The 15858-nt window shown below is 48.4% G+C and carries 16 protein-coding genes; 7 read left to right on the forward strand and 9 right to left on the reverse strand.

Annotation, left to right across the window (positions count from 1 at the left end; genetic code table 11):
• Nucleotides 1–535 precede the first annotated feature (535 nt).
• Nucleotides 536–1054, forward strand: coding sequence for a hypothetical protein (locus CJP72_RS14795; protein WP_238340085.1), 519 nt, complete (start codon nt 536–538; stop codon nt 1052–1054).
• 595 nt (nt 1055–1649) lie between these two features.
• On the opposite strand, the gene CJP72_RS14800 is transcribed toward CJP72_RS14795, so the two are convergent.
• Together CJP72_RS14800 and dcp are read right to left on the reverse strand one after the other, a co-directional pair.
• Nucleotides 1650–2132: a glutathione peroxidase gene (locus CJP72_RS14800; RefSeq protein WP_162382151.1), complete on the reverse strand. Its 483-nt coding sequence runs from the start codon at nt 2130–2132 to the stop codon at nt 1650–1652.
• Nucleotides 2133–2294: 162 nt separating this feature from the next.
• Nucleotides 2295–4337, reverse strand: a complete 2043-nt coding sequence (gene dcp / locus CJP72_RS14805) for a peptidyl-dipeptidase Dcp (protein ID WP_162382152.1) — start codon at nt 4335–4337, stop codon at nt 2295–2297.
• A 138-nt stretch (nt 4338–4475) separates the two neighbouring features.
• Between dcp and ydfG the strand changes: the two genes are divergently transcribed.
• The 3 genes from ydfG to ydfZ all read left to right on the forward strand — a co-directional run bounded on the left by ydfG (nt 4476) and on the right by ydfZ (nt 6388).
• Nucleotides 4476–5222 (forward strand): bifunctional NADP-dependent 3-hydroxy acid dehydrogenase/3-hydroxypropionate dehydrogenase YdfG, encoded by a 747-nt coding sequence (gene ydfG, locus CJP72_RS14810; RefSeq protein WP_162382118.1) that lies wholly within the window; start codon nt 4476–4478, stop codon nt 5220–5222.
• An 86-nt stretch (nt 5223–5308) separates the two neighbouring features.
• A complete protein-coding gene (locus CJP72_RS14815) occupies nt 5309–5995 on the forward strand; it encodes a GntR family transcriptional regulator (protein WP_162382119.1) in 687 nt (228 codons plus the stop codon).
• A gap of 189 nt (nt 5996–6184) precedes the next feature.
• On the forward strand, nt 6185–6388 hold the full coding sequence (gene ydfZ / locus CJP72_RS14820) for a putative selenium delivery protein YdfZ (protein WP_162382120.1): 204 nt from the start codon (nt 6185–6187) through the stop codon (nt 6386–6388).
• Between the two features lie 104 nt (nt 6389–6492).
• On the opposite strand, the gene CJP72_RS14825 is transcribed toward ydfZ, so the two are convergent.
• The 5 genes from CJP72_RS14825 to CJP72_RS14845 all read right to left on the reverse strand — a co-directional run bounded on the left by CJP72_RS14825 (nt 6493) and on the right by CJP72_RS14845 (nt 12765).
• Nucleotides 6493–7959 carry a mannitol dehydrogenase family protein gene (locus CJP72_RS14825; RefSeq protein ID WP_162382121.1) on the reverse strand — a complete coding sequence of 489 codons (1467 nt, stop codon included), beginning with the start codon at nt 7957–7959 and terminating at the stop codon, nt 6493–6495.
• Between the two features lie 150 nt (nt 7960–8109).
• On the reverse strand, nt 8110–9654 hold the full coding sequence (locus CJP72_RS14830; protein ID WP_162382122.1) for an MFS transporter: 1545 nt from the start codon (nt 9652–9654) through the stop codon (nt 8110–8112).
• Between the two features lie 22 nt (nt 9655–9676).
• Nucleotides 9677–11083, reverse strand: coding sequence for a glucuronate isomerase (gene uxaC / locus CJP72_RS14835; RefSeq protein WP_162382123.1), 1407 nt, complete (start codon nt 11081–11083; stop codon nt 9677–9679).
• Between the two features lie 32 nt (nt 11084–11115).
• A complete protein-coding gene (gene rspA, locus CJP72_RS14840; protein WP_162382124.1) occupies nt 11116–12330 on the reverse strand; it encodes a starvation-sensing protein RspA in 1215 nt (404 codons plus the stop codon).
• Between the two features lie 108 nt (nt 12331–12438).
• Nucleotides 12439–12765: a YnfA family protein gene (locus CJP72_RS14845; RefSeq protein ID WP_162382125.1), complete on the reverse strand. Its 327-nt coding sequence runs from the start codon at nt 12763–12765 to the stop codon at nt 12439–12441.
• 154 nt (nt 12766–12919) lie between these two features.
• On the opposite strand from CJP72_RS14845, the gene CJP72_RS14850 reads away from it, so the two are divergent.
• Together CJP72_RS14850 and speG are read left to right on the forward strand one after the other, a co-directional pair.
• Nucleotides 12920–13261, forward strand: coding sequence for a DUF1283 family protein (locus CJP72_RS14850; RefSeq protein ID WP_162382126.1), 342 nt, complete (start codon nt 12920–12922; stop codon nt 13259–13261).
• 34 nt (nt 13262–13295) lie between these two features.
• Complete coding sequence (gene speG / locus CJP72_RS14855; RefSeq protein WP_162382127.1) at nt 13296–13856, forward strand: spermidine N1-acetyltransferase; 561 nt, start codon at nt 13296–13298, stop codon at nt 13854–13856.
• Between the two features lie 8 nt (nt 13857–13864).
• On the opposite strand, the gene CJP72_RS14860 is transcribed toward speG, so the two are convergent.
• Entirely contained in the window at nt 13865–14575 is a 711-nt protein-coding gene (locus CJP72_RS14860) for a YnfC family lipoprotein (RefSeq protein ID WP_342212315.1), read from the reverse strand.
• 238 nt (nt 14576–14813) lie between these two features.
• Entirely contained in the window at nt 14814–15197 is a 384-nt protein-coding gene (locus CJP72_RS14865) for a cupin domain-containing protein (protein ID WP_162382129.1), read from the reverse strand.
• Nucleotides 15198–15440: 243 nt separating this feature from the next.
• Here CJP72_RS14865 and CJP72_RS14870 point away from each other — a divergent pair, with 243 nt between their 5' ends.
• Nucleotides 15441–15746: a DUF1161 domain-containing protein gene (locus tag CJP72_RS14870; protein ID WP_446714970.1), complete on the forward strand. Its 306-nt coding sequence runs from the start codon at nt 15441–15443 to the stop codon at nt 15744–15746.
• Nucleotides 15747–15858 lie beyond the last annotated feature (112 nt).

Below are 15858 nucleotides of genomic sequence, written 5' to 3' on the forward strand. Positions count from 1 at the left end.
TTACACACAGCCGAACATTAATTACGTTTATATTGTGATAAAGTTTGATAAATTTTCCCTACAAAATAAACCGTTGTAATAGCGAGCATGATGGAGAGGATACCCATAAAAATCATCACTGACAGAAGAGGATTAATTACGCCACCAAAACTTGTTACATACCCCAACCAGGAAAGATGTTCGGAACTAAGTATACGGAAAATGAACTCAGGAATTATTAGAAAAAAAATAATAACAGTCGTGACGTAAATGAATGCCTTCCGTTTTTTTCCCGCCATCATACTTGCCCTTGTTATCAGTATTAATCAATTATGAGGCAAAAATGATACAGCATGGAGTAATAAAATGTCACAGACCTATTTACAACTACAGATGCAGTCCAAAAGACAATTAGCAATAGACCTCACAAACTCTCTACGCAGCATCCACGGAAATCTGATATCCACAATCAACAGCGCGAAAATGGGCACAACGCCTGATCAACTATGGTTCCTGCGTTATCCCTGATGAATACTATCGCAGCGCGTGCCGTGACATGATGCGAGAAGATGAGAGATTGCTTTTGGTTGTAGGTGAGATTTTTAATCGCCAGGACGTCACTGTCGATATGGCCTCCATTTGTTTTAGGAAAACTCTTAAAAAAATCGATAACAACAATGCGAATGTTCTCGTGCCTTTCCTACACGAAAAACCAGGGTTTGCAGCTAACAAAGCGGCTGGCAAAGTCAGCAATATGTCACTGGCAATAACTATTGCAAAATTAATTATTAGTTCAGGTGACTTTAAAGAAATTCATATCAACATGGTTAATAAATTTGCGTCATGGTTTATTAGTGGCGCGTCAATATATGGCAATGCTCAACTAGCTGCCTCAGCAGCAAATAAATTAAAATTCCAGAACTCCGAATATTATAATTTACTTTATAAAAAAAATTTAGAAATGCTTTACTTCACAATTGAACCGTTCATGACAAAGATTATTTATCAAACAGAGTCAGGAGATAACAGGCCTGAAATTATAGCCGATGCTTTGTATGAGATACTGAAGAAATGAAGAAACTGATTCTATGGCAATTGCAGTCTTTTTTTACCTTGTGCCAGTCATAGTGAGTGTGATTGGTGCTTATTTCATTGTTCGCTTCATTCCGTTTTACCCAGGGATTTTCGTTGTACTTTGGATTATTATTGTTGCTTACCTATATGTAAGATACAGCAAATGGGTTTAACCATTTTAATCAGAACAGATAGTCGGCATTGAGCGAGAAGTGGAAGTTCCCAGCATCAAAATTTTGGTCATGTCTAAGTCCGTTTATGATTTTTCCAAAAAGTACCGATACACAGCAATGAATCGGGGCACTATGGCACGTAAATCAAAGAGAGGGACTTGTTGGCTCATCCCCCCATTTTAGGGGGGCAGGACTGAAAATTGCTGGAAAAAATCAGGCAGAGCGCAGTCAGGTTAACGTCAACCTGACTCCCTGGATTAGCCCATAGATCACCAAACAGTTCGCTGTATAAGGACACGGTTAAATCTGAAAGTCGGCTAAGAACCCTTGAACTCACAGCGTGAATCGGGCGTTAATCTCGCACGGATATCCTCAGTTTTTTGGACGATCTCTAAAAGGAAATGCCTCGAATTACAGGAATACTTAGCTTTTAAGTGCAGCAAGGATTGCGGCTTCCATTTTCTCTGGAGTGGTGAACGGTGCAAAACGCTTGAGCGGTTTGCCGTCTCGTCCGATCAGGAACTTAGTGAAGTTCCACTTGATCCGCCCACCCAGCATGCCGGGCAACTCTTCTTTCAGGTAACGAAATACCGGGTGCGCCGCAGCGCCGTTGACCTCCACTTTTTCGAACATCGGGAAACTCACACCATAGTTGATGAAACAGGTCTGCGCGATGTCGTCGGTGCCGCCGGGTTCCTGCTTACCGAACTGGTTGCAGGGGAAACCAAGCACCACCAGCCCCTGGTCGGCGTACTTCTTGTAGAGCGCTTCAAGGCCTGCGTATTGTGGCGTGAAACCACAATGACTGGCGGTATTAACCACCAGAACCAGTTTACCCGCGTAGTCGGCCATGGATATGGGTTGGCCGCGCAGGCTGGTGGCAGTCAGTTGATGAAAGGTGGTCATGTCGGAGTCCTCAGAGTAGAACCAGTTCAACGGCGACGTTAGCGTCATTTCCCCTGCTCATTTTTCAGAATTCAAAAATTTATTTTGGAGAGGTTTTGGGGAAGGAAAATCGCATAGAAAACCGGGCATCGCACCCGGTTCTTTTCCCAACAATAAAAAGCCTTATCCGTTTAACCCACGATTCTCCAGCATCGAATCAATTCGCGGATCGTGGCCGCACCACTGGCGATAAAGTTGAGCTAAATCAGTACTGTTGCCCCGTGACAAAATCACCTCCCGAAAGCGCTGACCATTTTCCCGCGTTAATCCGCCCTGTTCGACAAACCACTGATAGCCATCATCTGCCAGCATTTGCGTCCACAGATAGGCGTAATACCCTGCCGCATAACCGCCGCCAAAAATATGGGCGAAATAACTGCTACGATACCGTGGCGGCACGGATTGAAGATCGATTTCCTCAGCCGCTAACGCCTGCGATTCAAAACTGTCCACATCCGGTATGGGGGATTCCGCCGACAGTGTATGCCAGCGCATATCCAGTAAAGCCGCGCTCAGTAACTCTGTCATGTCATAGCCTTTATTAAACAAGCTCGCCCGACGCATTTTATCTTGCAGCGCATCCGGCATCTTTTCCCCCGTTTCAACATGCCGGGCATAGCGCGCAAAAACAGCTGGATGGCTCGCCCAGTGTTCGTTGATCTGCGACGGGAACTCAACAAAGTCTCGTGGCGTATTGGTCCCTGAAAGGCTCGCGTAGCGCTGGCTCGCAAACAAACCATGCAATGTATGTCCGAACTCATGGAACAACGTGATCACATCATCCCAAAGCAATAGTGCCGGTTGTCCAGGGGAAGGTTTTTGGTAGTTACAGACGTTGTAAATCACCGGTCGGGTTTCGTTGAGCGTTGACTGTTCGACGAAGTTGCCCATCCAGGCGCCACCGCTTTTTGACTCACGCGCGAAGAAATCACCGTAAAACAACGCCAGTCCCACGCCGTCACTGTCGAATATTTCCCAGACGCGAACATCAGGGTGATAAACCGGAATATCAAAACGCTCAATAAACTTAATGCCAAACAGCTGATTTGCCGCCCAGAACACACCCTCATTCAGAACGGTGTCTAAAGCGAAGTATGGCTTGAGCTGCGCTTCGTCTAACGCAAACTTCTCGCGCCGCACCTGTTCGGCATAGAACGCCCAGTCCCACGGCTGCACCGTGAATCCGCGCGGCTGTTGATCAATGATTGTCTGGATCGCCGCCTGTTCATCAAGCGCACGCTGACGTGCGGCAGGGACAATAGCCCGCATAAACGCCAGGGCAGCTTCAGGCGTTTTCGCCATCTGATCGGCTATTTTCCACGCTGCATAATGGGCAAAGCCCAGCAGTTTTGCCTGTTGAGTGCGAATTTCCACTAAACGCAGCACGATAGCGCGCGTGTCATTGGCATCCTTTTTTTCCGCCCGGTGCCATGCCGCCTTGAAGAGATTTTCCCGGGTCTGCCGGTCGCACAGCGCGGCGAGCGCCGGTTGTTGCGTGGTGTTAAGCAAGGGAATTAACCAGCGCGCCGTAAGCCCCTTCTCTGTGGCGGCTTGTGCTGCATGGGCGACCTCTTCGGCACTTAAACCGGCCAGCGCGTGCGCATCATCCACCACCAGTCCACCCGATTTATTCGCCGCCAGCAATCGCTGGTTAAACTGGCTGGTCAGCGTCGCTGACTCGGTGTTCAGCCGTTTAAGTTTGTCCTTATCGGCATCATTAAGTTGCGCCCCGGACAGTACGAACCGCTGATGAATCACCTCCACCAGTCGTAAGGATTCTGCATCCAGTTTCAGTTTTTGACGCTGTTGCCAGACGGCGTCCACGCGCGCAAACAGGGCGCTGTTCAGATAGATATCATTCGCCAGCGCGGCAAGTTCGCCGGAAAACGCCTCATCAAGCCGCTGTAATTCGTCGTTCGTATGCGCCGCCGTCATGGCGAAAAATACGCTGGTGACGCGCGTCAGTAACGCACCGCTTTGCTCCAGCGCTAAACAGGTATTGGCGAAATCCGCGACCTCGGGGTTTTGTACAATCGCCTCGATTTCTGCGCGTTTTTGCCGCATTCCTTCATCAAAGGCGGGACGATAATGGTGATCTTCAATCAGATCAAAACGCGGTGCCTGATACGGCAACACACTGTGATTTAAGAATGGATTTGATAACAGCATCTTTCGCTCCCGAAACGGTTTGTTCATAGAGTAGGCCTCCCTTGAAATGACCGCAATCTCGTTAACCAGGATTACCCCCTGACAGATATGACGTGCTATGGTAGTACAACACAAAAAGCGTTGAGGAACAGTGAGATGATCGTTTTAGTTACCGGTGCAACGGCAGGCTTTGGTGAGTGTATTACACGTCGTTTTATTGAGAATGGCCATAAAGTGATTGCCACAGGCCGCCGCCAGGAACGCCTTCAGGAATTAAAAGATGAGCTGGGAGAGAACCTGTTAACGGCACAACTGGATGTGCGTAATCGTGCAGCCATTGAACAAATGCTGGCCTCGCTCCCTGCCAACTGGCGCAACATTGATATTCTGGTCAACAACGCCGGGCTGGCTCTTGGGCTTGAACCCGCGCACAAAGCCAACGTTGACGACTGGGAAACCATGATCGATACCAACAATAAGGGCTTGATTTATATGACTCGCGCCGTGCTGCCGGGCATGGTTGAGCGCAATCGTGGTCATATCATCAACATTGGCTCGACGGCGGGCAGTTGGCCGTATGCCGGTGGCAACGTCTATGGCGCCACCAAGGCGTTTGTTCGTCAGTTCAGTCTTAATCTGCGCACTGATTTACACGGTACCGCAGTGCGTGTCACGGATATTGAACCGGGACTGGTGGGCGGTACTGAATTCTCTAACGTTCGCTTCAAAGGTGACGATGAGAAAGCGGGTAAAGCCTATGAAAACACAACAGCATTAACGCCAGAAGATGTCACCGAAGCCGTATGGTGGGTTGCCTCGTTACCCGCTCACGTGAACATCAATACCCTGGAAATGATGCCCGTGACACAATCCTTTGCCGGACTTAGCGTTCATCGAAACTAATTACGCTACCCGGCCTTTGGCCGGGTATAGCCCATGGCAAAAAAATGGTAGAATAATCGGGTTAACTCTCTAAAAAGTAAGAGCGCATGACCGTCGAAACGCAACTCAACCCTACACAGCCGGTAAATCAGCAAATTTACCGCATTCTTCGTCGTGACATCGTGCATTGCCTGATTGCACCTGGCACACCGCTTTCTGAAAAAGAAGTTTCTGTACGCTTTAATGTTTCACGCCAGCCAGTGCGGGAAGCGTTTATCAAGCTGGCGGAAAATGGGCTGATCCAAATCCGCCCGCAGCGCGGTAGCTATGTGAACAAAATTTCGTTATCGCAGGTGCAAAATGGGTGTTTTGTCCGCCAGGCGATAGAGTGCGCAGTGGCTCGTCGCGCCGCGTCAATGATGACGGACAGCCAGTGTTATCAACTGGAACAAAATCTGCATCAGCAGCGTATTGCGATTGATCGTAAACAGCTTAATGATTTCTTCCAGCTCGATGATGAGTTTCACCAGAAACTGGCAACCATTGCCGATTGCCAGTTGGCCTGGGACACCGTCGAGAATATTAAAGCGACCATTGACCGCGTGCGCTATATGAGTCTGGATCACGTCTCGCCGCCTGAGATGCTGCTCAGACAACATCATGATATTTTTGCCGCGCTTGAACATCATGACGCTGATGCCGTTGAACGTGCGATGACTGTCCACCTGCAGGAAATCGGTGAATCCGTACAGCTTATTCGTCAGGAAAACAGCGACTGGTTTAGCGAAGAATAATTCGCCCCCCTCACCCCGCACGGGGTGAGTTTCCACGTATTTTTTCTCCCCGCACATTCTTACTCAAAAAGCCGTGAGCTTGATCAAAAACAAAAAAAATCCTTCGTAAGAAGCGTATTTATATGACGCCCGTTACGTGGGACTAAAAGCCCGCGGGCTTTGACGGTAAGTTAGAAAGGAGAAAACACCATGATGACATACGATCGTAACCGTAACGCAATCACCACTGGCAGCCGGGTCATGATTAGCGGCACAGGACATACGGGAAAAATTACCTCAATTGACACCGATGGCCTGGATGCAGCACAGATCCGTCGCGGGAAAACGGTGGAAATTGAAGGTTGTGAGGGTAAGTTTGCGCCCATCGAACTGATTCGTCTCGGCATGAACTAAACGGTGTCAATGCCGCCCCAGGCGGCATTGTGATGATGTGACTGCCGGGAAGCGACACCGCCATTCCCGGCTATATAAAACGCCTTTCGGCTACTTCAACACGGTTATTTCTGTTTCGCGACGTACGCTGCAACGGTCGCTTTCGCACCGTCCGCCAACAAAGACAGATACGCGTCAGTCACTTTGCGAGTAAACAGACCTTCATGCGGCAACTCATTGCCGAAGATCGCGTCAATGTCCAACAACGCCTGAACGCGACTTTCACCTTCCAGGCTCCCTTGAACCGCTTTCTGAATGACAGGAAGCAGCGGATCGTTGACCTCAATCGCATTGCCCTGCTCGTCCACACCTCCGACGTAACGCATCCATCCTGCTACGCCCAGCGCCAGCAAATCAAAACAGCTGTTATGCGCCAGATGCCAGCGAACAGAGTCCAGCATACGCTGAGGTAATTTCTGGCTACCGTCCATCGCAATCTGCCAGGTCCGGTGGCGCAGCGCCGGGTTACTATAACGTTCAATCAGTAAGTCGGCGTAACGCTTGAGATCGACACCTGTCACTTTCAGGGTTGGCGCCTGTTCCTGTAGCATCAACGTATGCGCCGCGAGACGGTAATTTTCGTCTCCCATACAATCATTGATATGCTGATAGCCCGCCAGATAACCAAGATATGCCAGGAAAGAGTGGCTACCGTTCAGCATGCGCAGCTTCATCTCTTCAAACGGGATAACATCGGCAACCAGTTCGGCACCGGCTTTTTCCCATTCCGGACGCCCTGCGGCAAAGTTGTCTTCAATAACCCACTGGCGAAACGGCTCGCACGCCACACCCGCGGGGTCACGCACACCGGTTAACTGTTCAATTTTGTCCAGCGTATCAGGGGTGACAGCCGGAACGATTCGGTCAACCATCGTTGAAGGGAACGTGACGTTGTGTTCGATCCACTGCGCCAGTTCAGCATTAACGGCACGTGCATACGCCGTCACCACATTACGCATTACATGACCGTTCTCAGGCATGTTATCGCAGGACATCACGGTGAATGCCGGCAAACCTGCCGCTTTACGGCGCGCCAGCGCTTCAACGATAACTCCCGGCGCGGATTTAGGCTGCTGTGGGTTCTGCAGATCGGCAGCAATCATCGGGTGATCCAGCATCAATTGCCCTGTTGCCGGAGAATGACAGTACCCTTTCTCAGTAATCGTCAGGGAAACAATGGCAACCTGCGGTTCGCACATTTTTGCGAGAACAGTCTCCAGCCCCTCGACCTGCGCATGCAGGGCTTCTTTGACCACACCCACAACGCGTGCAGTCCAGGCATCAGCAGACATTTCGGCCACGGTATACAAATTATCCTGGTTTTTCAGGTCAGCAATCTGCTGCTCACCGCCAATCAGGTTAACTTCGATGTAACCCCAGTCACTGCCGTGCTCTGCGGCAAGGATATCCGCATAGATAGCCTGGTGGGCGCGGTGAAACGCACCAAAACCAAGGTGGACAATACGCGGCACCAGTTTGCTGCGATCACAGGTCGGGAGTATTGCCTTAGCGGTTAATAGCTTGTTTTGCATCTTTTTGACTCACTGTAGAGAACGTTGATTGCCATACTAGATTAACGAGTTCATTTGGCGTGTTCTTGATTTGAGTTAATTAATTGTCGATTGGTATGACATGTTTTTAAGTTGTGTAACATCCCTGGCTCGCGACAGGGATGTATTTTATTAACTCATTGTGATGGTTGAATGCGTTTTCTTAACGACCGTCTTATCCGTTTCGCACCATAACGCGTCATAGGAATATCCCGTCAAATCTTCAACAATTCGGCGGGTTTCAGGATCAACATCCTGCTTCGCACCGTGGGCTTTTAAACGATCGACTTCATCGACAAAAATTTTGTGGGTTCGTTTGTTCAGATGGAATGTTACCGCCTGCCACAACGCCAGAATTAACAGCCCTGCAGTCCCTGCAAATAGCAACGTAGCAATGGTATTAATAGCTTGTTCAGGCTGAACCTGACTCCCCTTCACAAATCCTCCACTCTGCAACATCAATCCCACGATGAAGGTCGCGATAGCCACTGTCGTCTTACGGGAAAACGTCATCACAGCCGCAAACAGACCTTCACGACGTTGGCGTGTGATCATTTCATCAATGTCTGGAATGAAAGGGAATACATTCCATGGGGTGAATTCCAGCACGCAACGCCCCACCTGATACAACGCAGCGAGAACCACCAGCAACGTGACTTTGCTCTCCCCCGGGAACTGGTACACCATAAAAAGACCGATCAGACACAACATCATCAATGTGTACGCAAAAACGTAAAGCCGTGATGGACCATATTTAATGATCGCTACCCCTGCCAGAAGTGTGACAGGTAACCCCACGATGCTCATTGACAACAATGTCCCTGCCAGTGCTGAAGAGACGTTCAGGCAGTAAACACAGAAAAAGACAAAGACTGTGTTGTAGACATCTTTCGCCGTAAAGGAAAAAAGATAAATGGCCAGATGTTTTCTGAATGCACGCACTTTTAATGTTGAGGCATACTCTTTGAACAGTCTTCCTACCAGCGCCACCTTTTCCGCCAGCGTTGTGGGTTGACTACTGAGTTCAAGTTCTGCCTGCATTTCCGGCGTTAACTCACGTTCCCATGTCACTTTCCAGGAAATAAATACGCAGACCATAAACATCACAGCAAAGACTACGCCATTAATAAAATAAGCATTAGGATCATGTTCCCCGAAATGACCGATTAATAATCCCGGAATAAATGTGGCAAGGAACGTACCGGTTGCAGAAAGAAACATACGACAAGTGGAAAGTTTCGTCCGCCCGTTAAAATCCTTTGTCATTTCAGAAGGCAATGTTTCCCACGGGATCAATACCATTGCAGCGATAATTTCAAAAGCCAGGTAAACTGAAAGGTAGAACCAGAAATTCATTCCAGTCACCCACAGTAAAATATAAACCAGCATTAATGGCGCGCCAATGAGCAAGAAGAAACGTCTTCTGCCAAATTTTTTGCCTAGCGCATTTTTATAAAAATGGTCAGTAAAAGACCCCATGAATAAGCTAACAATCGCATCAACTATCCTTGCAATCGCCACTATCGATGCAGCCTCTACTGGCGACAGACCGACAAAAGTCGTGTAGAAAAAAAGGAGCCAGGCGCCAATAACCGTAAATGCACCACCTCCCATAATATCTGTCATGCCATAGCCGATACTAATTGGAATCGTTATTTTTCTATTGGTACGAGTCATGTTCTATCCTCAACTAAACGTCTCAGAATTTAAAATAATTATTGGCATTATCGTGGCAAATATTTCTTATCATTCGTGTCAGAATGTATTGATTATTCGGCACCTCGCCTTTATCGACCCATCCACCGATGAGATTGCAAAGTATTCTGCGAAAATAATCGTGTCGGGTATAGGAAACAAAGCTACGTGAGTCCGTTAACATACCGACAAAATGCATGAGTAACCCCTGGTCGGCCAAACTATTTAACTGATTTTCCATCCCGCGACGCGTATCGTTAAACCACCAACCGGAACCAAACTGCATTGGTGAGTTAACGCCGTATTCTGCACTCTGGAAATTAGCGATAGTCGTCGCAACAACATCGTTATAGGTAGCATTGAGGTTATAAAGGATGGTTTTTGGCAACGCGTCTGCCTTTACCATTGCATCCAATAATTGATTGAGCGATGACGCCAGAGACGACTGATCATTGACAGAATCGAAACCCGTATTAATACCCAATTGCTGACGCTTTTGACTATTATTATTGCGGATCGCACCGAAGTGAATCTGCATCGCCCAGTCCCTGACTTTGTAATGTCCTGCAAGCATGACAAAAATAGCACTACTGAGCTGTGCTTCTTCTGTCCCCGTCAGAGTTACTCCTGCAGCCTTACGGGAAAATAGATGATTCACATGTTCAGGTTCACTTTCCTGATAATAAATACTGACAGGACCGTGATCAGAAATACGACAGCCGTTTGCATGAAACCAGTCAATACGTTTACCAATAGCTTCGGAAAAATGGTCGAACGTTTCTATTCTGACATCCGTTAAATGAGAGAGTTTCGTAACAAATTGTGCAAACTCAATCACATTTTCATTAAACACATCGTCTGGACGAAATGTCGGCAACACCTTAATAGAAAAGGTCTCATCCTGTTTTAATAATCGATGATACTCCAGAGAATCCAGCGGTGCATCGGTTGTACAAATAACCTCTACGTTTGAACACTCCATCAAATAACGCGGTCTAAAATTGTTTTGTTTAATAACCCGATTACAATGTTCCATCACTTCACGCCAGTTCTGGCTATCGAGGTTCACTTTGCAGTCAAAGTATTTACTCAACTCCAGATGAGTCCAGTGATATAGTGGGTTGCCAAAAGCGGCCTCCACGGTTTCAGCCCATGCCTGAAATTTTTCTTCAGCATTTGCATCACCAGTAATAAAATATTCATCTATGCCATTCGCCCGCATAGCACGCCATTTATAATGGTCGCCTGCAAGCCAAAGCTGAGTAATATCTTCAACGCTTTTATTTTCGTAAATGTCTTTTGCTTCAAGATGGCAATGATAATCGATGATCGGCAGATTTTTTGCGACGTCATGATACAACCGAGCACCGACTTCATTGTCGATCATAAAGCGATCATTAATGAAGTCCATGTTTATTTCCTATATTCACTAACTTGCTTTAATTACCAGTTCCACAGGGTGCCATCTTCCAGTCGGGCAACGGGCAGATACGCAGGGTCATACGGATATTTCGCAGCCAGTTTTTCATCAAACTCAATGCCCAGACCCGGTTTATTGCCAGGGTGCATATACCCGTTGTCGAACGTCCAGCTATGCGGGAAGACTTCCAGCATTTGCTCGGAATACCCCATATATTCCTGAACCCCGAAATTCGGCACCCACAGGTCAAAGTGAAGCGCAGCAGCCATACAAACCGGAGAGAGATCGGATGGGCCGTGTGAACCGGTACGAACCTGATACAGCGAGGCAAAATCAGCAATACGCCGCATGCCAGTAATGCCGCCTGCGTGCGTGATCGTGGTACGGATGTAATCGATCAGTTGTTCTTCAATCAGTTGCTTACAATCCCAAATGCTGTTAAAGACTTCGCCGACCGCAATAGGCGTGACCGTATGCTGGCGGATCAGGCGGAAACACTCCTGATTTTCCGCGGGGGAGGGATCTTCCATCCAAAACAGGCGATGCTCTTCAATGCTCTTACCAAACCGTGCGGCTTCAATGGGCGTCAGACGGTGGTGCATGTCGTGCAGTAAGTGCTCATGAAAACCAAATTTGTTGCGTACGGCTTCAAACAGTTTGGGGGTAAAGTCGAGGTATTTCTCGGTTGACCACAGTTGTTCTTCTGGCCACTGCCCTTTCGTTGCCGGCTCGTAAGCCAGCCCTTTCCCCTTCGCCATGCCATAGGTGGTTTTCATACCCGGTACGCCACACTGCACGCGGATCGCTTTGAAACCCATCTCTTTATGACGCGCATAATCTTCCAGCACATCATCGACCGTATGACCGGTGGTATGGCAATACACCATCACGCCTTCACGAGAAGCGCCGCCCAGTAATTGATATAACGGCATGTTGGCGGCTTTTGCTTTGATGTCCCACAGCGCCATATCCACAGCAGAGATGGCAGACATCGTCACCGGACCACGACGCCAGTAAGCGCCTTTATAAAAGAACTGCCAGATATCTTCGATACGGTGCGCATCGCGACCGATAAGCTGAGGGCACAGATGATCTTTCAGATACGATGCGACCGACAACTCACGCCCATTGAGCGTGGCGTCGCCAAGACCGGTAATACCGTCTTCCGTCGTAATTTTCAGAGTAACAAAGTTACGCCCTGGACACGTGACAAAAACTTCAGCCCCTACAATCTTCATTTTTATTCCTTACACCTCTTTTGTGATGCAGGAAATTTACCCAACTGAGCTACTACCATACAAGTATAATGATCAAAAAATCACTGATTCATCACAAAATCGGGACGCTTACGCGCGTCCCCAGCCTGCCACAATAATCAGCATGCCACAGAGCGCAATTGCGGCGCCTGACCAGTCATACACGCTGAGCCTGATGCCGTCGACAAAACGCAACCACAGTAATGCCGTACAAACATAGACGCCGCCATAAGCCGCATAGACTCGCCCGCTGGCCGCCGGATGCAATGTCAGCAGCCAGACAAACAGCGCCAGTGAAACGGCCGCCGGAACCAGCAGCCAGGCCGTTGCGCCCCGCTTAAGCCAGAGCCAGGGTAAAAAGCAGCCGATGATTTCGCATAGCGCCGTAACAAAAAAGAGAAGCGTAATTTTTAACATTATTCATTTTTAGTGACTGTCGATTTAACCATGATACGTCAGAATATCCTTAGCGTATCCATGCCCTTAAGGCGGGTATGCTCTGCGCGCCGAAATAGTGTAGAATTTGGACGCATTAAATCGCTTTTAGCCCATTCAATTAAAGGAACTGACAATGAACAAAACACTTAGCCAACGCCTGTGCCTGACGGCAATGCTTACGCTGGGTGCCGTCATGTACACCACTTGTGCAATGGCAGAAACCAGCAAACTGGTGATTGAATCCGGGGACAGCGCGCAAAGCCGCCAACAGGCCGCGATGGAAAAGGAACAATGGAACGATACGCGTAAGCTGCGCAATAAAGTGAATACCCGCACAGAAAAAGAGTGGGACAAAGCTGACGCCGCATTTGATAAGCGCGATAAATGTGAACAAAGTGCTAATATCAATGCCTACTGGGAACCGAATACCCTTCGCTGTCTGGATCGTCGCACCGGCCGCACTGTTGCACCCTAAAATGACTGTTCATGAAGGAATGTAAGGATACCGTATGACAAGCGCCCACAGTGTCAAACTGCGCCCGCTTGAGCGCGAAGATTTACGCTTTGTACACCAGCTCGACAATAATGCCAGCGTTATGCGTTATTGGTTTGAAGAACCCTATGAAGCCTTTGTCGAGCTTTCAGATCTTTATGACAAGCACATTCATGACCAGAGTGAACGCCGCTTTGTCGTCGAATACAACGGTGAGAAAGCCGGTCTGGTTGAGCTGGTCGAAATTAACCATGTGCATCGCCGCGCTGAATTCCAGATCATCATTTCTCCGGATTACCAGGGAAAGGGGCTGGCCTCTCGCGCAGCAAAACTGGCGATGGATTACGGTTTTACCGTGCTCAATCTCTACAAGCTTTACTTAATCGTCGATAAAGAAAACGAGAAAGCGATTCACATCTATCGCAAATTAGGTTTTATGATAGAAGGTGAATTAATTCATGAGTTTTTTATCAACGGCGAATACCGCAATACCATTCGGATGTGTATCTTCCAGCAGCAGTATTTGGCACAACACAAAACGCCAGGTTCTCAGCTGCTAAAACCCACCGCGCAGTAAACTGCGGTTTAGTAATAATCAATGGTATTTTCGATGGTGTAACTCCGTTCAACTGCTGGTTTAACGCTTTCATCAACAATAATAAGCTGGCAGTTGGTCGGGTTGGCGTGAGCGTCATATTCACATGTTTGCTTCACATGACCCACGGGCCGATCGTTAAGCAGGCTCACGGCGGTATAATCCATTTTTTTCAGCGGGTCCGCAGACGGTTTAGCACTCACCGACAACTTATTGTCTTTGGTGACCGTGGTCTTACCCAACGGGTAGCCATCGGCGTCGTAGCGGTACTGTACTTGCATCTCTTTACCCGCAGCACTCACAACGAAGCCGTTATCATCGGTATCCCAGACAACCCCTGCCGAAGGCAACTCTGCCAACTGGCATTTCCCCTGCAGGCGCACCCTTTTTTCGAGCGTCTCGGCATCACGGTAAAAATTGGCATCCAGCACTAATGCCACCCCGGTATTGTTTTCCAGATCATGAAGTTCAAGCGTATCAAAACAGCCTTCCTGCGATAACGTACCGCTGACCCGTTTTGCCACTTCGCCTTTATCATTCATCAACGTCTGACTGAAATCCTTCACCGGACCACGTAACGGATCAAAATCGAACTCATTGGAAAAACTCGCCATTTCCGGCGTATACGAAACCAGGCTGGTCGCGTTATCACATCCAGCAAGCATCACACACAGAAAACTCAATAGCGCCTTTTTCGTCACGTTATTCACCGCGTTACAGGGAAGATTCTCAATCATATTAGCAAATACAGAGGGTTACGCCATAGCGTAATGAACACAGAATAACACGCTACATGTGGCGATTTCGGGGCGATATGTTGCCAGGATTGCGGGTGGCCAGAACCTCTTCCCTACAAAGAAAAGACCCACTCCGAAGAATGGGTCCTATACACGGTGATGAAGGATGATCATCGTACTGGTGTTGGGTAACCCTTTTGGTTTATGGCGAGTCAGTACAGCCGCCCTCTTTATGCTTAGCCCAATCAACCATTCCCTGGAAGTCAACAATGACCACGGATTCATCCCCCACAACCCAGGCATCGTGACCGGGGGGAATCCGTGACAAATTACCGGGCAGACAATCAAATTCAGAGCCATCGTCCATTTTCACCCGCAACACCCCGGCAACGTGATACTGAAAATGAGGTGCTTCACAACTCTTCGTCCCAACGATGGGCTGCACGGATGTCGCCCAACGCCATCCAGGCTCCAGCACCGCACGACCGACTATCGCCCCCCCTATATTCAGGAGCTCAAGTCGCCCATTCGGAAACTCGCGTACTTCGTCAGGAATACCGAATGATTTCACTTCTGCTATGTCCATTGCGCACCTCCTTAGATTGAATTCGCGCATGGTCGCACTCAAAGTATACCAATTGCGGTTATTTTTTGTGCATCGCCAGGGCGACACGCAGTAATAATGCCAGGGACAAACTGGCAGTACTGTTTGGGGGATATTTTGAGACGTGGCGTTTTTTAGAACCTTCAATGGGTTGCGTTCAAATACAGAGGGGTATACTACAAATGCTATGCTTTATTTATCGTTTTCTATATGAAGGAGTGAATGATGAACCTAACCAGAGGAATTGCCGTCTTTTTACTGGTGACCGCCTCCCCGTGGGTCATGGCGGCACCGGAATCGTGCGAAAGAGTCAAAAGCGATATTGAGCAGCGGATCATCAACAACGGTGTGGCGGAATCGAGTTTTACCTTAAACATCGTGCCAAACGATCAGGCCGATCAGCCTGATTCTCAGGTGGTGGGGCATTGTGCAAACGACACCCACAAAATCCTCTACACCCGCACGAGTAGCGGAAACGCCCCGGCAAATAGCACGCCTTCTCAGGATGGTCCCACCGTCGAACCGCAGTGATCCCCATTTTGCCCTCCGTTCCTGGGGGGCATCCCTTATATTGACATGGATTAATACCCCTTCATCACACAAGGGTAAACTCATTTCATTATTAGCAAGATACTAATTCCCA

This window comes from Citrobacter sp. NCU1, assembly GCF_010231475.1.
Taxonomy (GTDB): Bacteria; Pseudomonadota; Gammaproteobacteria; order Enterobacterales; family Enterobacteriaceae; genus Citrobacter_D.